This is a genomic window from Nitrospirota bacterium (assembly GCA_016214855.1).
Lineage (GTDB): Bacteria > Nitrospirota > Thermodesulfovibrionia > Thermodesulfovibrionales > UBA6898 > UBA6898.
Genome location: JACRMT010000004.1, coordinates 792,680 through 811,137 on the forward strand (window position 1 = coordinate 792,680; position 18,458 = coordinate 811,137).

Consider the following 18,458-nt stretch of genomic DNA (forward strand, 5'->3'; position numbering starts at 1 on the left):
GCCTGCGTCGCTTCCTTCTTGCCGCCTTGTTATCATTTTGAATGCGTCCTGGAATAAGAATCTTAACAAGACCAAGTTATCCTTTGATAAAAAAGTCCATCAGTTTATATCCTTCTTCAAAAACCATAATGTCATCTCTCTCCGTAATAGCCTCGTCATAGGCATGCACCGCATTATTCTTCTGAGCCCGGCTGTCATAGAGCATAAACGGAACAGGCTCTGCCGAATGGGTCCTGAGCTCTACCGGCGTCGCATGGTCAGGAAGCACAAGGATCCGGTATGTATCAAAGGCCTTCATCCCCTCCAGAACAGCCCCTACGATAAACCTGTCAAAATCCTCAATGGCCCGGACCTTATCCTTGCATTTTCCGGAGTGGCCTGCCTCGTCAGGGGCCTCGACATGCAGGTACACAAAATCTACCTGCTTCAATGCCTCGATCGTGGCATCAGCCTTTCCCTGATAATTGGTATCAAGATATCCGGTCATACCCGGGACCTCGAGAATTCTGAATCCTGCATAGATGCCAAGCCCCTTGGTCAGATCAACCGCAGAGACAAGAGCGCCGCTGATGCCGTATTTTTCCTGAAAGGTCGGCATCTGAGGTCTTTTGCCCTGCCCCCAGAGCCAGACACTGTTGCCCGGGTTCTTCCCTTCCCTGACCCTGTTCCTGTTCACGGGATGGCTCTCAAGAATATCAACAGAATCCATCATGATCTTCCTGATCACCTCTTCGCCCCTGCCGACCGGAAGATAATCGATGATCTCCTTGCCGAGCATATCATGGGGAGGGACACATTCGATCTCGACTGATCCTTCAGCCCAGACCATCAGATGGCGGTAACTGACCCCGGGATAAAACGCGATCTTCCCGGTGCCGAGCTGACCGCTCACCTCTTTGATCAATTCCGCCGCTTCACCTGAAGAGATATGGCCGCTGCTGTAATCTTCCATCACTGCACTGGTCCTGTCCCGGTTGAACTTGAGCGTAACAAGATTGCACCTGAAGGCAACATCGTCCTTCCCAAGTTCAACACCGATGCTGGCCGCTTCAAGCGGGGCCCTGCCGGAATAATATTTGGCAGGGTCGTACCCGAGGATGCTCAGGTTGGCAACATCAGAGCCCGGGTGCATGCTTTCCGGAACAGTTCGCACCTTCCCCAGGCTGCTTGTCGCAGCAAGCCGGTCCATGTTCGGCGTATAGGCCTTCTGCAGCGGCGTCTTACCGCCAAGCTCCGCCAGGGGCCTGTCAGCCATGCCATCTCCAACGATCACAATATATTTCACAGGAATTCCTTGCTCTGCCGGAACTACTCGATGACGTCGCCTACAGCCATCTCGACCTCGATGCCTTTTTCCTTCAGAAAAGCTATGCCGCGATCGAGATCATCCTGGGCTCCCTCGAGCTCAAGCACCATCTCTCCTACTGTTTCCGTGATCCTGGCCCGTCTGATATTCGGCATAACATTGAACTGCTTTGCCATAGAGAAGATAACCGGCTCCTTGATAAGGTTCTGCGGAAAGGTCAGCTTCACGCGTGATTTCATCATAGACTCCTAACAGGCTCCGCCTGCGATGGCCGGGACAATGGAGACCTCGTCGCCGTCCTTGACGGGCGTCTCTTCAGCATTCAGGAACCGTATATCCTCATCATTAAGATAGATGTTGACGAACCTGCGGATCTTGCCATTCTCTGAGACCCTTTCTGCAAGACCGGGGTAAGCCTTGTCAAGTTCGTTCACCAATGCAATGATCGTTCCTGCGTTTCCGTCGACCTCTTCCTTTCCCTGTGTCAGTTTCTGCAGCGGTGTGGGTATTCTTACTTTCACTGCCATATCACGTCCCTCCTTGTTATTGGGCGTTGTTTATTTTTTCGAGCACTTCCTCGAATGAGGCGAGGCTCGGCTTTATATAGTGCGGCAATGTCGTCTGTCCCTGCAGCGCTTCCTGGGTCTTCAGCCCGTTTCCGGTAATGCAGATGACCGTCATCTCGTCGCGCTTTATCTTTCCGCTTGCGATCAGTTTTCGGGTCGCTGCCAGGGTCACGCCACCTGCCGTCTCGGCAAAGATACCCTCGGTCCTTGCGAGAAGCTTTATGGCATCGATGATCTCCTGATCAGAAACATCCTCAGCATGTCCGCCCGTCTCCCTGATCACCTGGGACGCATAAAAACCGTCCGCAGGATTGCCGATGGCGAGCGATTTTGCGATCGTGTTCGGCTTCACCGGCCGGATGATGTCCGTGCCGGCCTTGACCGCAGCAGCAATGGGGTTGCAGCCTGCTGCCTGAGAGCCGAAGATCTTCGTATCAAGCTCCTTCAGGATGCCTATTTCCTTGAACTCCTTGAGCGCCTTCCATACCTTGGTCAGAAGCGAACCGCTTGCACAGGGCACAACAATATTGTCAGGAGCCTTCCATCCAAGCTGTTCTGCGATCTCAAAACCGATCGTCTTTGACCCCTCTGCATAGAATGGCCTGATATTGATATTCACAAATGCCCAGCGGTATTTGTTCGCAACCTCGCTGCAGAGCCTGTTCACGTCATCGTAATTGCCGTCAACCGCTATGAGATTCGGTTCGTACACAAGAGATGCCACGATCTTGCTGGCCTCAAGCGTTGCCGGAATAAAAATGAAACGGTTGAAGCCTGCGCGCGCGCCATGAGCAGATACGGAATGGGCAAGGTTGCCGGTGGATGCGCAGGCAACCGTATCGAACCTGAACTCCTTTGCCTTGGTAAGCGCAACCGCAACAACGCGGTCCTTGAATGAAAGTGTAGGATGGACAACCGTGTCGTCCTTGATATAGAGCGCATCAAGGCCGAGCGTCTTTGCAAGCCTGTCTGCCTTAATGAGCGGTGTGAACCCGGAATTGAGGCCAACCTGAGGCTCGCCGTCTATGGGGAGGAGTTCCCGGTAGCGCCAGAGGTTTTCCGGACGCTGCTCGATCTTTTTTCTCGTTATCGCCGCGGCTATGCCCGCGTAGTCATAGGCGACTTCAAGCGGGCCAAAACAGAACTCACAGACATAAATAGGGTCAACCGGATATTCCCTGCCGCATTCCCTGCATTTTAGTCCTTTTACATGTCCCATCTCCTGCACCTCTCCTGCTTAAAGTCCTTTATTTTACTGCAAACAAAGAATAATTGAAAGTATCAAGAAAGCTTCTCAGAACGGCTCAGAACAGCTGACCTTACACCAAATTCAGCCCTGCAAATACTGCGGTTCTGCTCCCAAGCCGCTTCAGGATCGCTGCCGCCGTTTCGCCTCATCCCAGAGCGCATCCATTTCTGCAAGGCTCATGTCAGAGAGCTTATCACCGTTTTCAGCCGCAGCCATCTCGATATACCGGAAGCGGGATATGAATTTGCTGATCGTTTTTCTGAGCGCCTCTTCAGGATTCACTCCAATAAAACGGGAGATATTCACGATCATGAAGAGGATATCGCCAAGTTCGTCCTCGATCGGAGCTTCCTTCCTCTCTTTCACGGCCTGCTTGAATTCGCTCACCTCTTCGTCCAGCTTCAAAAGGACATCGTCGATCTTTTCCCAGTCAAAGCCGACCTTCGCAGCCCGGTCCTGGAGCTTTTTGGCACGCAGAAGCGCCGGCATGGTCTTTGGTATGCCTTCCAGTATCGACTCTTTCTGCTTGCCTTCCCTTTTCTTGTGCTCGTCCCATTTGACCAAAACCTCTTCTGATGTTCTGATGTCCGAGTCACCGAACACATGAGGATGACGGGAGATCATTTTCTTTGCTATGCCGTCAATGACATCTTCAAGCCTGAACTCGCCATTCTCTTCTGCTATCCGGCTCTGGAACACGATCTGGAACAGGAGATCGCCTAATTCCTCTTTCACCTCATCGGGGGTTTTCTGATCGATGGCATCAATCACCTCGTATGCCTCTTCAATAATAAAGGGCTTGAGCGATTCCCGCGTCTGTTCCTTGTCCCAGGGACAGCCCTTCTCACTCCTCAGCGCAGCCATGATCTTTACCAGTTCTTCAAGGTTCATAGGGTCTTATGATATCACAATAGTACAGATTTGCCCCCGAATGCCCTACAATATCCCATGGCCGAATTTCTTTACATCCATATTCCGTTCTGCGCAAGAAAGTGTGTGTATTGCGACTTTCTCTCGATCCCTTATGACGAGTCCCTCGCAGAGCACTATACCCACGCACTCTGCAGGGAACTGGATCTGAAAAAAGGTCTTGCCGACACACTGAAAACAATCTTCTTCGGCGGCGGCACGCCGACAATCCTTTCCGAAAACTGCTTTCATGATATCTTCAATCGGATCAGGGAGAACTACATTTTTGCACCTTCAGCAGAGATAACGGTTGAAGCAAATCCCGGGACCTTAACAGAAAGAAAGGTCACTGCCCTCGTCAACCTCGGTGTCAACCGGCTGAGCCTTGGGGTTCAATCCTTTCAGAACGAAGAACTTAAAACCCTCGGGAGGATCCATGACGCAGATGAGGCAATACGGTCTGCAGAAATGATCAGCGCTGCAGGCATCGAAAACTTCTCCCTTGATCTTATATACGGCATCCCGGGACAGAACATGCAAACATGGAAGCATACTTTACAGCAGGCTGTCGCCCTTTCTCCAAAACATATATCCGCATATGAGCTGACACCAGAGCCGGGGACGCAGCTGAAGAGATTCATTGAGGCAGGAGATCTGAAAATGCCTGATGAAGAGACGATCCTTGAGATGTCCGACCTCACAATCGATATGCTTGCGCAGGCAGGATATGAACAGTATGAGATATCGAACTATGCCCGGCCCGGCTATCGCTGCACTCACAATATGAACTACTGGGACCGCGGCGACTATATTGGTATCGGCGCCGGCGCCCATGGCTTCATCAGGGGATTCCGGACAAGCAATACCCGCGATATCAAAGACTACATCGGGAAGCTGCAACTGGATATTATTCCAGAGATCGAGAAGACCGAGATATCGTGTGAAGATGCACTCAGGGAGTTTATCTTTCTCGGTCTGCGGAAAGCTGAAGGTATCCGCCTCTCAGATGCCGCAGATCTTGAGCTCAAGCTTCATGACGCCGGAGCTGATATGGTCAGAGATGGTTTTGCGGCGATCACAAAGACCCATTTCCGCCTTACCGGAAAAGGTCGTTATATCGCAAATACCCTAATCGTCCAACTCCTTGAGAACCTGGATCTTTGATTATGCGTGGATCTTCTTCAAAAGCCAGGCCATATTCTGGCCAAGGTGTCTGAATGTCGTAACACCTTCTTCGTCCTTCAGGACCTCTCCGGGGTTTCTGCCCTGGCCTATGCTCCAGTAGCTCGAACCGGGGATGATCATATGGCTGATGCCAAAAAAGTAGTTGATGCTTGAGTATACATCTGTCCCTCCGGCACGCCTGAACGACACAACAGCGCTCCCTACTTTTCGCTTAAAGAGATGATCGTTTGCCCTGGCAACAAGACCGGCACGGTCAATGAGAGCCTTCACCTCGGTCGAGACGTTCGCAAAATAGGTCGGGGAACCGATAAGGATCCCATCCGCGCTGATCATCTTCTCGACGAATGTATTGAGTTCATCTGTCTGAATGCAGCGTTTGTTCTTCAGCTCAAAGCATTTGTAACAGGCTTTGCAGCCTTTGATGTCTGTGCCGCCCAGCTGAAGGTACTCTGTCTCGATCCCTTCCTTCTGCAGTTCCTCAAAAACAATGTTGATCGCATCTCGGGTATTTCCTTCTTTTCTCGGACTACCGTTCAAGGCCACTACTTTCATGGCATTACTCCTTTTTGAGAATATTATTAAGCGTTTCCTGATCTTTTGGAATAGCGGTGAAAATCAACACCGATAAGCCTTGCAGCAGATCTCCACCGCTCTGCCGGCTTTACCGAGAAGATGATATCCTCTGCCATCGGCACAACGAGCCAGCTGTCTGTCATGAGCTCTTCCTCTATCTGATTGGCGCCCCACCCTGAGTGGCCGAGCGAGAAGAGATAGCTGTCAGGCCCCTTGCCGTTCAGAATGTCCTGAAGCAGTTCCCGGGATGATGACACACCGATATTCTTCGTTATCTTCAGCAAACCGTATTTTTTCCTGAACGGGGCATAAATGATATAGCCCTGTTCGGGCTGAACGGGACCACCATAATATACCGGCATGTCAACCGGACCCTTTTTAAGGTCGAATCTGAAGGCAAGCGACTGAAAACTTTCGGTGAGCACCCTGTTGACCACGATACCAAAGGCCCCGTTATCCGTATGGTCGCACATCAGCACAACAGACTGGCTGAAATGCGGATCATCCAGGCCTGGCGAGGCTATCAGGAAATTACCTGCGAGACTATGCATCTTCATATTCTGCATCCACTCCGGCACTACTATAACACATATGTTTCTCCTGTAATTCTTGAAAAGATACCTTACTTTACAGTAATATTCAACCCATGCAGAAACTTCTGAAAAGCCTGGTTCAAAAGAACAGATCAAAGATCGTGCTCGTGGTTCTTGACGGCCTCGGCGGCCTTCCTGTCAACGGAAGGACCGAACTTGAGACCGCGTCAACACCGAACATGGACAGCCTCGCCCGGGCATCGGCCTGCGGCCTGCATACGCCTGTTGCACCGGGCATCACACCCGGCAGCGGCCCCGGCCACCTCTCTCTTTTCGGCTATGATCCGCTTGAGTTTCAGATCGGCAGAGGAATACTGGAGGCGCTCGGTCTTGGTATCGAGATCAGGAGAACTGATGTGGCGGTAAGATGCAACTATGCGACCATCAGGGATGGGCTGATTATTGACCGGAGAGCAGGAAGAATACCGACTGACCAGAGCAGAAAACTGACTGAACGGCTGCAGAAAGAGATCACAAGGATCGACGATGCGGAGATAACGTTTGCGCCCGGCATGGAGCACCGTTTTGCCGTGATCATGAGGTTCCCTGAAGATCTTGCCAAGGACGCGGCACAGATCCCCGACACAGACCCCCAGCAGGAAGGCAAGGCACCTCTTAACCCACAGCCACTTTCAAAGAGCTCTGAAAAGGTCGCTGCTGTCGCCGGAAAGATCATAGCACAGATACATGAGGCATTAAAAAATGAGGAACGGGCAAATTTCGCTCTTATGAGGGGATTTTCCGGCATGCCCGATATACCGACCTTCGATCAGGCATATGGCCTGAATGCCTTGGCCATTGCGACCTATCCCATGTACCGCGGCCTTGCAACCCTGGTCGGTATGCATGCTCCGGCCCTGGAAGGTTCAGTTGAGGATGAGATAGCATTTCTCAAAGATCAGTATGACAATTACGATTTCTTTTTTCTCCATGTCAAGAAGGTCGACTCATACGGTGAGGATGGCAATTTTTCCGAAAAGACCAGGAGGATCGAAGAATTCGATGTTCTCCTTCCGAAGATCATGGCACTGAATCCTGATGTCCTTGCCATTACCGGCGATCACTCAACACCCGCTCTCATGGAGGGACACAGCTGGCATCCTGTGCCGATGCTTTTGAAGTCGCCGTATGTGCTTGGGGGCCTCTGCTCCTCATTCTCAGAGCGCGAATGCACAAAGGGAGAATTGGGGATCTTTCCAACCGTTCAGCTTATGTCATTCATGCTTGCCAATGCCCTGCGCCTCAAGAAGTTCGGCGCGTAACGACCGTAACGCGTAATGAGTGATCGGTGAACAGTAAAAACAAGGATATTGCTGTCCCCGACTCATCACTCATCACTCATCACCCATCACCGTCTTTTATCGACACCCACTGCCACATCGAGATGAAGGAATTTGATCCTGACCGTGACGAGGTCATCAAGCGGGCCAGGGAGGCAGGCCTTGAGGCCATGATCACTATAGGTTCTGACCTTGAGGGAACGCTGCAGGGTGTGAAGCTTGCCGAACTGCATGACTGCATCTACTCTTCTGTCGGCATACATCCCCATGAGGCAAAAGACTTTACCGATCAGACCTATTCACTTCTCAGGGATCTTGCGCAAAAACAGAAGGTGATCGCAATAGGAGAGACCGGTCTTGATTATCATTACGATCATTCTCCGAGAGAGCTTCAGCAGACAGTCTTCAGGAAACAGCTTGAACTGGCGAATGAGACATGCCTGCCGGTTATCATTCATAGCCGTGAGGCAGATGAAGACACTCTCAGGATCGTATGGGAATCAGGCTGCAGCCGCGGCGTCTTCCACTGCTTCTCCGGTGATGCGGCAATGGCGGAACAGGTCATGGCATTGGGTTTTTATATCTCGATCGCAGGGCCGGTGACCTTCAGAAAGGCAACGGGTCTGCAGGAGGTTGCCCGGAGCATTCCTGACGACTATCTCCTGGTCGAAACAGATGCTCCCTATCTTACGCCTGAACCCTTCCGGGGCAAGCGCAATGAACCGGCTTATATTCTCAACACCGCAAAAAAGATCGCTGAACTGAGAGGCATCAGCCTGCAGGACCTGTCACGTATCACGACCCTGAACGCCAAGAGGCTTTTCAGTATAGGAACACTCCCTGAAAAAGGAGAAATAACATATCAGATACGGGACAGCCTGTATCTGAATATCACTAACCGCTGCACGAACAAATGCTCTTTTTGCGTCAAGTTCAACTCGGATTTTGTAAAAGGCCACAGACTGAGACTCTCACATGAGCCGTCTGCAGAGGAATTGAAGACAGAGATCGGTGATCCCTCGCGCTTCAGAGAGATCGTCTTCTGCGGGTATGGTGAACCCCTGCAACGGCTCGATCTGGTGAAAGAGATCGCCGGGTGGATCAAGGCAGGCGGAGGTCGGGTCAGGATCAATACGAACGGCCATGCGAACCTGATCCATAAGCGGGACATCATTCCGGAACTGAAGGGTCTTGTCGACAGCGTCTCCATAAGCCTTGATGCACATGATGCAGAGACCTATAACAGGATCTGCAGGCCCTATTTCCCGGATGCGTACGAAGAGGTTGTCAGATTTACGCGAAGGATAAAGGAAGCAGTGCCTGATGTTCAGGTAACGGTCGTAAACCTGCCCGAAGTTGATCTGATAAAATGCGAAGAGCTCGCAAAAGAGCTGGGTGCAAGATTCAGGGTCAGAGAACTTGACGTTGTTGGGTAGATGGACAGGCCCACCCGAGAAATGCCTTTACGATCTCAGGGTCAAACTGGGAACCGGCGCATCTCTGTATCTCCTTTGCCGCTTCCTCCCTTGACCGCTTCGGCCGGTAAGGCCTGTCAGAGGTGAGCGCATCAAAGGTGTCTGCGACAGACAGGATCCTTGCCAGCAGCGGTATCTCTTCATTCTTGAGGCCGAAGATGCTCTTTCTGCCGTCCCAGTGCTCGTGATGATATTTTATGCCGAGGATAACATCCTTGAACTGTTTCATTTCACCTAATATTTCAGCACCCACGCCGGGATGTTTCTTCATCTCTATCCATTCGCTTTCGCTTAACTCCCCGCTCTTGTTTAATATCTCTCTTGGCGTGGCTATCTTGCCGATGTCATGAAGGAGCGAGCAGATCTTCAACTTTTCGAGCGTATCGCCGTCAAGATCAAGCAATCTGCCGATGGAAATTGCGTATTCAGTGACGCGCTCCGTATGACCGGCGGTCCAGTATGAGGTTGCTTCAAGGGCCTTTACCAGCGATTTGATCGCACCGACAAGCAAAACCTCCAATTCCGTATAGAGAAAAGCATTTTCAATGGCAAGGCCTGCCTGGGACGTGATTGCCATCAGGAGCTTGGTGTCATGAGAAAAGAACTCCTGATCACCCTCCTTATCAGCAACAACAATAGCACCGACGGTCTTGGCCTTGCCCAGAATGGGACAGACCATGATCGACCTGATGCCGGGAATATAGTCGCGGTATTCCGAATCTGCCACCCTGCAGAAGGCTGAAGGCTTTTTCGATTCTATCGACTTCCATATGACCGCCTGGTCTCTCGGAAATGTCCTGTCAGTGTCCCATGCGCCCTTGAAGGTCTTGGTAAAAAGAAGGTCGTCCTTTTCATCATGAAAGAGAATTGCCGCAGTACTCACACCAATGGTATCGATGGCCTCATCGATCATGCGATTGCAGATGTCATCGATACTGAGGGACGAAAAGATCCCGGACACCCGATAAAGGAGCGAGAGCTCCTCGTAGGCAATGCTGAGCTCCTGTATCGTCGCCGTCAGATCCTGCTGGTAGTCAGGCTTTTCCAACGATCTCCTGCACCATCTCAAGAAGCGACCGCGGACTGAACGGCTTGGTAATGTACCGGCTCACGCCGCACTGGATACCCTGCTGCTCATCAGAATCCTGTCCCTTCGCCGTCAGCATAAAAATGGGTATGGCCTTCAGTTCAGGATCTGCCTTGATCATCCTGCAAAGATCTATGCCGCTCAGTTCGGGCATCATCCAGTCGAGGATAATGAGTTCAGGCTTCTCATTCTTGATCACTGCAAGGGCATTTCTGCTCTCGCGCAGTGTCATGACATCGATCTTCGCCTTCTTGAGCTTGTCCTCTATCATCATCAGAATAAAGGGCTCGTCATCGATCACAATAACCTTGCTCACACAACCTCCCTGTATGGAATGCTCATTGTTATTTTTGTTCCCTCGCCGAGCCTGCTTGCAATGTTCATGCTGCCATTAAGCATGCTGAGGATCTCATGGCAGAGCGCAAGTCCAAGACCGGTGCCTTTTACCCTGTCGCCGTGTCTGCCGCGGTAAAAACGCTCGGTAAGATGAGGGATGTCCTCATCAGGAATGCCCCATCCGTTATCAGCAATGGTGATCTCAAGCATGGCATCCTTCCGCCTGGCCGACACCTCTATAATACACCCTTCGTCAGAGAATGTTAACGAGTTATCAATAAAGTTGATCAGGAGCTGTTTCAGCTTCCCTTCATCTGCCACAATGCTCCTGATATCCCCAAGGTCGTAATTAAGAACTGCTTTTTTGTTCGCGAGCAGGGGCCCCAATGTTTCGGCAATTCCCTTCATGAGCTCACCGAGATCAAGGGAGCTGAATTTCAGCGTTTCTTTGCCGCTTTCGATCCGGGCAATGCTCAGGAGCTCCGCAACCATATTGGTGAGCCGGATCCCCTCATTCCGTATGGTGCTGAGGTATTTATTCACCTTATCGCCCTCCACATCCCCGTGGAGCAGCATCTCGGTCATTCCCACAATTGCGGAAAGAGGTGTCCTGAATTCATGGGAAACAGACCGTATCAGCTCTGTCTTCATCTTGTCCAGTTCCTTTTCCCTGCTGACATCACGCACCAGGTTCACAATCCCGGTGACCGCACTGTTCTTATCCAGGATAGGCGAGCTCGTGATCGTGACCGGCACCCTGCTGCCATAGAGAGTCGTCACAACAGCAGGCCGAGCCATCGATCTGCCCTGCTTTGCCTCTTCCACACTTTCGCCGAGCTGCAGACGGAAGGAAATATTCTCGTCACTGAACCGGAAAACCTCGCAGACCGGCAGGTTGATCGCCCGCTCCGGCCGAATACCGGTCATCCGCTCAAAGGCCTGATTAACAGCTATGATGCGGCCGCCGAGGTCAACGGTTATGATGCCCTCCTGCACACTCTGCAGGATCGTATCGGCGAGCTCCTTTGCCTTACCGGCACGGGCATAGAACTCTGAACGTTCTACGGCAACGGAGATCATATTGGTAATGATCTCCATGAAGCGAAGGTCCTCCTCTCTGAATTCCCTATACAGCGAGTAGTACAACGTGCAGACGCCGACAGGCTTTTCTCCTATGAACATCGGCACAGCCAATGCCGAATGGTATGCAGAGACATCCCGTGAGATATAGAACTTCTCCTCTGACCGGATATCGTTTACCATGATGGGGTGTCGCTTGCTGAGCGCGTATTTTTCGAGAGAGCTCACATCGGCAGGGTATATGGCCGTCCCTTCCCTGCCTGTTGATTCAGTGGCAAATCTCAGTAACAGGTTGGATGCCTGGTCATGAGACAGCATCCAGACAAAATCCGCACGGAAGACCTTCTTTATGAAGTCAAGCACCTGCATCATGCTGTCCCCGATATCAACTGCAGCCCCGAGATTGGCCGATATATGCAGAAGCTGCTGATGCTCGTCAGCCCATCTGTTTCTCTGCTGCTCAAACAGGGAACGCATCCGGTCATAGAGCCTGATGTTCTCAAGCGCCATACCGGTCATTTCACCTATGGATGAAAGAATATTCTCCTCTTCGACAGTAAATAGATGCGCGTTAAAACTGAAAAGACAGAAGACACCGATGATCCTCTCCTTGCCCCTGACCGGGAAGCAGCAGTACCCCCGCATGCCGGAATGTTTCATGACCGAACGCTCTATTCTCTCATCCTTTGAGATGTCCGACGTGGTAAGGATCTGTCCGGTAACCGCAACCTTGCCCGGTATGTCGTCGCCGAGCCGTATTCTGCCGAGCATCTTCACATAGTCCTCTGATATGCCTTTATGATATTGGCAGGTCATCTCTTTGGCCGTTTCATCAAGAAAGAAGATGCCGCCGCCATCCATGCCGAGCATCTCGATCATCTTGTCCAGGACCTTGCTGAATATCTCATCAGGTTTGAGCGACCGGTTGAGAATGCTCGAAATGCTGTTGAGCGAGATCAATTCCTTGTTCTTCTGGACGATCTGTTCTTCGCTCTTCATCTTGTCCGTAATATCGCTGAGCAGTTCTATGACATGAAGCACCTTGCCTGAAGGATCAGTGACCGGGCTTGCAGTGATCTCGTGGTATTTCTTCCTGCCGTCAGGCTCAACATGCTGGTGAACGGTCCGGTGCGTCTTGCCTGTGGCAAATACGATCTGGGTCGGACATTCGAAACCATCGGACCAGCAGGGCACCGATGACCCGTGCAGGGCATGATGGCAGAACTCTCCGGTAAGATCACGCTCAGCGTGCATCAGGGAAACCCTGTTTGCCGTTATAATGCGGTAATCCCTGTCGATCACGACGATCTCGTCCGGAATGCTGTTCATGATCGTCTCGAAATAATCGAGAGACTGCTGAAGTTCACTGCGCAGGCTGCTCTGTTCTCTGAAATCCTTCAGAATGCCGATCTTGCCCACAATCCTGTCACCGTCAAAAATAGGCGAACCGCTTATGAGCACCGGTATCTGGACACCGCTTCTCGAAAGGATACTGATCTCATAGATGGAGGATTCTCCCTTGTCCCGCTTCTCTTCGACCTGTTTTCTGAGGATTGCAATATTCCTGTCGTCAACAAAATCATAAACCGGGTAACCGATCATTTCTTCGCGCGAGTATCCGAAGAGCCGTGTAAAAGCAGGGTTGATGTCTGTTATGCGGTCTTCCGTATCAACGACCCAAAGAGGGTCGAGCATGGCGCTGATATACATATCTTTCTTGCCTAACTCCTCTGTCTTGGCCCCGAGCGATTCTGCCATGGCGTTGAAGGTGCGCGTCACATCGCCCAGTTCGTCATCGGAAATGACCGGGAGCCTCGTAGCAAGCCTGCCTTCCTGCAGCGCATGCGACCCTTCCTGCAGATTTTTGAGCGAGATCAGCATCTTCCTGAGGAAAAAAATGGCCATGATAAAAGAGAGAACGAGAATATAAAAAACAAAGGGTAGCATCTGCTCGACCAGTTTAGCGGTAAATTCTTTATGCATAAGACTGTATTCCTCGGACTTGACCGGTTCAAGAGACTCTTCCTTTTCGATCATCTTCTGCACCTGTTTGACCACAGACAGGGAGAAAGGGATGACGATCATCAGTGCAAAGATCAGAAGCACGGAAACGAAACGATAGAGGATCTTCGTCTTGAACATCAGACCACTGCCTTCAGGAGATAAATGGCAATGAGAACAACAGCCCAAACAGAAAGAATGACGACCAGGGGGGTCATGCCTTCCTGCACTATAGCGTCAAAGTCAACAGAGAAACCGATAGCGCCAAGCCCGGCGGCAAAACAGAAGGTGCTGACCGTACGGCTGATATCCTGCAATTGCCGCAGGAGGGGAACCGTATTTACCAGGACGGCAAGGACAAGAAAAACAGCCGCAAACCAGGGGATCTTGACCTTGGCCCCTGATACCCCTGCCCTGAATACTACCAGGGGCAGAACAAAGAAGAGAAATGCGATGCGGACCAGCTTGATCTGAAGCGCGCTTTCGAGACTTTCAGGAGCGACACTGCCTGCAGCAACCTTTACCTGACCTACCATGGGGAGCGTTGTGCCGGCAAAGAAATTGAACTCTTCCCTGCTCAGGGGGGAAAAGTCATAGACAAGAGGATAGAAGATCATGCCGAAGAGGCCGAGCATCATTACAGAAAGTATCGAGATGGACGTCTCCTCCCGCTTTGCCCCTATAAGCGGCGAGATGATCGCAATGGCCGAGGCCCCGCAGATCGAGAGTCCGGAGGCAAGGAGCAGAGTAAGATTGCTTCCCAGGGAAAAAACGCGCGAAAGCAGCATCGTTCCGCCAAAAAGCGCTGAAAAGACCAGGAAGATACTGAGAACAAGACCGGGCTGAAGAGCGCTTATTGAAAGCTGCATGCCATAAAGAGCGATCCCGACAGGCAGAAGCACCTGCGTCCCGATATCCATGCCGCGCGCCGACGATCTCCGCACGCCGGCCATGTTTCCGATCACCATGCCGATAATGATCGAAATAACAAGCGCATCAAAAGATGCATGCAGCGAGGCCAGATAGATGGACAACAAGGCGATACCGGTCAGAAGAAAAGCTCCCGGCATGTAATTTTTTAAGTTCATAGCCGCGTGTATTTTACCATAAAAAAAGAGGCGGCAAGATCAAGATAAGAAGGAGCCGCTGTATTACGCGCTCAGGGCTGTCCGGCAAGAAACGATTCCATGTCGGAAATCCTCAGTTCTCCCTGGCCTGGCTCTGCAAGGTTCTTCCACTTCACCATTCCGGAACGCAGTTCATCGTCTCCCATGATAAAGACATGGCGCACTGCCATTCTGTCAGCCCTGCGCATCTGGCTCTTCAGCGAGCTTGCGGCATCACCGACTTCAACCCAGAGGCCCTGTCTTCTCAACTGTTCAGCAAGAACAAGACAGGCGCTGCCTGCTGCATCGCCGAGTGCAGCAAAAAAAACAGCAGGAGACGGAGGTTTCTGAAGTTCGGTCTTCTTCAACAGCTCGATCACCCTCTCCATGCCCAGGGCAAAACCGACAGCAGGCGTCTCAGGCCCGCCGAACTCCTTTACCAGCCGGTCATATCTGCCGCCGGCTGCCACCGCATTCTGCGCTCCAAGGCTCTGACTCGTTACCTCAAAAGTGGTTCTGGTGTAGTAATCAAGTCCCCGCACCATATCAGCATTAAGGGAGTAGGGCACCTGAAGGAGTGTCAGGAATCCCTGGAGTTTTTCAAAGTGAGAGCGGCATCCTTCACAAAGATGGGCGGTTATCTTCGGAGCGCCCTGCCTCTGCTCCCGGCAGGTGCCTGCCTTGCAATCAAGGATCCTCAGAGGGTTTTTGTCATATCTTCTTTTGCAGTCATCACACAGGTGCTCTTTTTTATCAGCAAAGAAGCCCAGGAGGGCATCACGATAACCTGGCCTGCACTGCTCACAGCCTATGGAATTGACCTGAAATGAGACACCTTCAAGCCCTATGCCGGTGAGCAGACGTCCCAGCATCGCAATGATCTCTGCATCCATGCCCGGGCCGGGATCTGCAAAGGCTTCAACACCGATCTGATAGAACTGCCTGAATCTCCCGGACTGGGGCCGTTCATACCGGAACATGGGGCCAAGGTAATAGAATTTCTGCGGCGCCGCAAGTTTATCGAGATGATTTTCCACATAGCTGCGCACAACAGATGCCGTGCCTTCAGGCCGCAGGGTAACGCTCCGGTCTCCCTTATCCGTGAAGGTGTACATCTCCTTTTCGACAATATCCGTGCTCTCGCCGATGGAGCGCGAAAAGACCGTCGTGGATTCCATGATCGGTGTTCTGATCTCCTGAAAACCATAGGTCGAAAAGATCTGCCGGGCAGTCTGCTCGACCTTCTGCCAAATAAAACTGTCAGGCGGCAGGATATCCTGCATGCCCTTCAGGGTCTTGTACTGCAGGCTGCTCACTCGGGCATTACTTCCCTGTCGCTGGTCTCCCAGCGCTCATCGGTTTCAAGCATCCTCAGATGCCCTTCGACCAGCCTCTTCAGCTCTTCCCGGAAATGGCGGCGAATACCCTTCATGTCCGTTATGTCCTCGTGGATCTTTATGACCTTCTCATGCGCTTCCTTGATCATGATATCAGCCTTGGCCTCTGCTTCCTTCACCAGGAGCTCTGCCTCTTTCCGCGCATTCGTCTTGTAGTCTTCGACCATCTGCTGGGCGGTCATGAGCGTCTCCTTGAGCGTTATCTCCATGTCGCGGTATTCCCTGATCTGACTCTCCGCCCTCTGGATATTCTCTTTGAGATTCGAGTTCTCTCTGAGCAGGTCCTCCATCTCTTCACGGACGATCTCAAGAAAACCGAACACCTCCTCGACATCGAATCCCCTGAACTTCATTTTGAACTGCTTCTGCTGGATTTCCAGCGGCGAGATTCTCATATGACGACTCCCCCTTTGATTTTAATGCCGATCTCAACAAGTGAACGTATGAGCACCATCTGGATGAACAGAATGCCGAGTATTACTACAATCGGAGAAATATCTATAGGACCAAGTTTATTGCCAAAAAGCCGCCGAATAGGCCTGAAGACCGGTTCTGTAACATTTCTGAGAAAACGGACAACCGGGTTGTACGGGTCAGGACTGACCCAGCTTATCAGTGCAGCAATGATCACGATCCATTTATAGATCTCCAGCAGCATGTCTGCTATTCTTCCGACCGCCATTAACAGGTTCCCGACAATAAGCATTCTTACCTCGATGTTTGATGTTGAAGGCTATTTTACAACGGCATGCTCTTTTTTATCTATGCAGGCAAAGAGATGCGCCAGGCTGCAGACATCGCCGTCAGGCTTTCTTCCCCAACTCCTCTGCCCTGCTTTTTGCGGCAGACAGCGCATCCAGAACCATAGGTTTCAATCCTTTTTCCTCAAAAACCTTCAGGCCGGCGGCGGTGGTGCCGCCCGGCGAGGTGACCATCTGTCTGAGTTTTTCCGGCGACATGCCGGTATCAAGCAGCTTTGCTGTACCAAGAGCGGTCTGGACAGCCAGTTCTGCTGCATCATTTCTGTTCAGTCCGAGCTTCTCGCCGGCCTCGATCATCGCCTCAATGAACAGCGCAATAAAGGCAGGGCCGCTGCCCGAGACCGCAGTCACTGCATCCATAAGCCGTTCAGGAAGCGCGATCACCCTGCCGACGGACATCAGGATGCTCTTGACGATATTGATCTCGCTGCCGGTAAAGCATTCGCAGAGCGAGTACACGGACATGCCCTCCTGAATAAGGGCAGGCGTGTTCGGCATTACCCTGATGATCTTACCCGTCTTCAGCCTGGACTGCAGATAAGAAAGCGTGATGCCTGCGGCGATCGAAACAACCGTTTTCGTATCATCGATAACATCTGCTATCTCATCAAGAACGACTTCCATGTTCTGCGGTTTCACTGCCAGTATGATGATATCGCAGAAAGAAGCGACCTCCCTACCCGACTGCAGCGTCTTCACCCCATACGTTTTTTCAAGCTCCTGCCGCCGCTCCAGCCGGGGCTCCGAGACAACGATATCCTTCATGCCTTCTGCTGTCATACCCTTGATCAGGGCCTCTGCCATATTTCCGCCGCCGATAAATCCGATCATATCAACACCTCTCTCCAAAAATTGCTGTTCCTATTCTGACCATAGTAGCGCCCTGCTCTATGGCTGCCTCATAATCATGGGACATGCCCATCGAAAGCTCAGGAAGTCTGAACCCGTCCTTCTCTGCCTCATCCCGCAGCTCCCTCAGCCGTCTGAAGTATGGCACAACATCACTGACATTCTCCCGATAGGGGGGAATGGTCATCAGCCCCTCAAGCCGCAGATGCGTCAGCTGCATAATTCTTTCCAGCAGTTCATGCAGGCCCTCTTCTGATACGCCGCTTTTTGTTTCTTCGTCGGAGAGCTTTACCTGGACCAGGACCCTTTGCGTCTTGCCAAACCTTTCCGCCTGTCTGTCCAGTTCTTCTGCCAGTTCGATCGTATCGACAGAATGGATGACCTCAAAGAGCTGCACCGCGTCCTTTGCCTTGTTCTTCTGAAGGTGGCCGATCAGATGCCATTCGAGCTTCTGGGGGAGAGCCCGGATCTCATCGCTCATGATCTTCTTTTTGGCCTCCTGAATCCTGTTTTCCCCAAAGAGCCGCATGCCGCTGTCAACAGCTTCCCGAATAGCTCCTGCGCCGACCGTCTTGGTAACCACAATGAGCCGTACCTCCTCAGGGCTGCGGTCAGCCTTCACAGCTCCCCGGGAGATAATGCTGCATACTTTCTGTATATTTTCCAAAACAGAACCGCTGTTCATTGGCATTAATTATAGGGCAG

Annotated in this window: 19 protein-coding genes; 3 read left to right on the plus strand and 16 right to left on the minus strand. The window is 51.7% G+C overall.

What is annotated here, in order from left to right:
- Nucleotides 1-76: 76 nt before the first annotated feature.
- From HZB62_06005 to mazG, 5 genes are all read right to left on the minus strand, one after another.
- Nucleotides 77-1,285 carry a cofactor-independent phosphoglycerate mutase gene (locus HZB62_06005; GenBank protein MBI5074704.1) on the minus strand — a complete coding sequence of 403 codons (1,209 nt, stop codon included), beginning with the start codon at nt 1,283-1,285 and terminating at the stop codon, nt 77-79.
- A gap of 23 nt (nt 1,286-1,308) precedes the next feature.
- Entirely contained in the window at nt 1,309-1,548 is a 240-nt protein-coding gene (locus HZB62_06010) for an NIL domain-containing protein (GenBank protein MBI5074705.1), read from the minus strand.
- A gap of 6 nt (nt 1,549-1,554) precedes the next feature.
- On the minus strand, nt 1,555-1,833 hold the full coding sequence (locus HZB62_06015) for a MoaD/ThiS family protein (protein MBI5074706.1): 279 nt from the start codon (nt 1,831-1,833) through the stop codon (nt 1,555-1,557).
- A gap of 16 nt (nt 1,834-1,849) precedes the next feature.
- Nucleotides 1,850-3,091, minus strand: a complete 1,242-nt coding sequence (locus HZB62_06020; GenBank protein ID MBI5074707.1) for a threonine synthase — start codon at nt 3,089-3,091, stop codon at nt 1,850-1,852.
- A gap of 150 nt (nt 3,092-3,241) precedes the next feature.
- Complete coding sequence (gene mazG / locus HZB62_06025; protein MBI5074708.1) at nt 3,242-4,012, minus strand: nucleoside triphosphate pyrophosphohydrolase; 771 nt, start codon at nt 4,010-4,012, stop codon at nt 3,242-3,244.
- 57 nt (nt 4,013-4,069) lie between these two features.
- On the opposite strand from mazG, the gene hemW reads away from it, so the two are divergent.
- Nucleotides 4,070-5,194: a radical SAM family heme chaperone HemW gene (gene hemW, locus HZB62_06030; GenBank protein ID MBI5074709.1), complete on the plus strand. Its 1,125-nt coding sequence runs from the start codon at nt 4,070-4,072 to the stop codon at nt 5,192-5,194.
- On the opposite strand, the gene HZB62_06035 is transcribed toward hemW, so the two are convergent.
- Together HZB62_06035 and HZB62_06040 are read right to left on the minus strand one after the other, a co-directional pair.
- Nucleotides 5,195-5,767 carry a flavodoxin family protein gene (locus HZB62_06035; protein MBI5074710.1) on the minus strand — a complete coding sequence of 191 codons (573 nt, stop codon included), beginning with the start codon at nt 5,765-5,767 and terminating at the stop codon, nt 5,195-5,197.
- 26 nt (nt 5,768-5,793) lie between these two features.
- Nucleotides 5,794-6,345 (minus strand): YqgE/AlgH family protein, encoded by a 552-nt coding sequence (locus HZB62_06040; GenBank protein ID MBI5074711.1) that lies wholly within the window; start codon nt 6,343-6,345, stop codon nt 5,794-5,796.
- An 89-nt stretch (nt 6,346-6,434) separates the two neighbouring features.
- Between HZB62_06040 and HZB62_06045 the strand changes: the two genes are divergently transcribed.
- Nucleotides 6,435-7,643 carry a 2,3-bisphosphoglycerate-independent phosphoglycerate mutase gene (locus HZB62_06045; GenBank protein MBI5074712.1) on the plus strand — a complete coding sequence of 403 codons (1,209 nt, stop codon included), beginning with the start codon at nt 6,435-6,437 and terminating at the stop codon, nt 7,641-7,643.
- Nucleotides 7,644-7,714: 71 nt separating this feature from the next.
- A complete protein-coding gene (locus tag HZB62_06050; GenBank protein ID MBI5074713.1) occupies nt 7,715-9,097 on the plus strand; it encodes a YchF/TatD family DNA exonuclease in 1,383 nt (460 codons plus the stop codon).
- On the opposite strand, the gene HZB62_06055 is transcribed toward HZB62_06050, so the two are convergent.
- From HZB62_06055 to HZB62_06095, 9 genes are all read right to left on the minus strand, one after another.
- Nucleotides 9,072-10,184, minus strand: a complete 1,113-nt coding sequence (locus HZB62_06055) for an HD domain-containing protein (protein MBI5074714.1) — start codon at nt 10,182-10,184, stop codon at nt 9,072-9,074. The two genes, HZB62_06050 and HZB62_06055, sit on opposite strands and share 26 nt — an antisense overlap.
- Nucleotides 10,171-10,539, minus strand: coding sequence for a response regulator (locus HZB62_06060; protein MBI5074715.1), 369 nt, complete (start codon nt 10,537-10,539; stop codon nt 10,171-10,173). The genes HZB62_06055 and HZB62_06060 overlap by 14 nt, the downstream gene beginning before the upstream one ends.
- Complete coding sequence (locus tag HZB62_06065) at nt 10,536-13,781, minus strand: PAS domain S-box protein (protein ID MBI5074716.1); 3,246 nt, start codon at nt 13,779-13,781, stop codon at nt 10,536-10,538. The genes HZB62_06060 and HZB62_06065 overlap by 4 nt, the downstream gene beginning before the upstream one ends.
- A complete protein-coding gene (locus HZB62_06070) occupies nt 13,781-14,728 on the minus strand; it encodes a putative sulfate exporter family transporter (protein ID MBI5074717.1) in 948 nt (315 codons plus the stop codon). The genes HZB62_06065 and HZB62_06070 overlap by 1 nt, the downstream gene beginning before the upstream one ends.
- Before the next feature lie 71 nt (nt 14,729-14,799).
- Complete coding sequence (locus tag HZB62_06075) at nt 14,800-16,053, minus strand: histidine--tRNA ligase (GenBank protein MBI5074718.1); 1,254 nt, start codon at nt 16,051-16,053, stop codon at nt 14,800-14,802.
- 5 nt (nt 16,054-16,058) lie between these two features.
- The gene (locus HZB62_06080; GenBank protein ID MBI5074719.1) at nt 16,059-16,538 is read right to left on the minus strand and encodes a DivIVA domain-containing protein; all 480 of its coding nucleotides are present in this window, start codon (nt 16,536-16,538) and stop codon (nt 16,059-16,061) included.
- On the minus strand, nt 16,535-16,849 hold the full coding sequence (locus HZB62_06085) for a YggT family protein (GenBank protein MBI5074720.1): 315 nt from the start codon (nt 16,847-16,849) through the stop codon (nt 16,535-16,537). The genes HZB62_06080 and HZB62_06085 overlap by 4 nt, the downstream gene beginning before the upstream one ends.
- A gap of 97 nt (nt 16,850-16,946) precedes the next feature.
- Nucleotides 16,947-17,735: a pyrroline-5-carboxylate reductase gene (locus tag HZB62_06090; protein ID MBI5074721.1), complete on the minus strand. Its 789-nt coding sequence runs from the start codon at nt 17,733-17,735 to the stop codon at nt 16,947-16,949.
- A 1-nt stretch (nt 17,736) separates the two neighbouring features.
- Complete coding sequence (locus HZB62_06095) at nt 17,737-18,438, minus strand: YggS family pyridoxal phosphate-dependent enzyme (protein ID MBI5074722.1); 702 nt, start codon at nt 18,436-18,438, stop codon at nt 17,737-17,739.
- Nucleotides 18,439-18,458 lie beyond the last annotated feature (20 nt).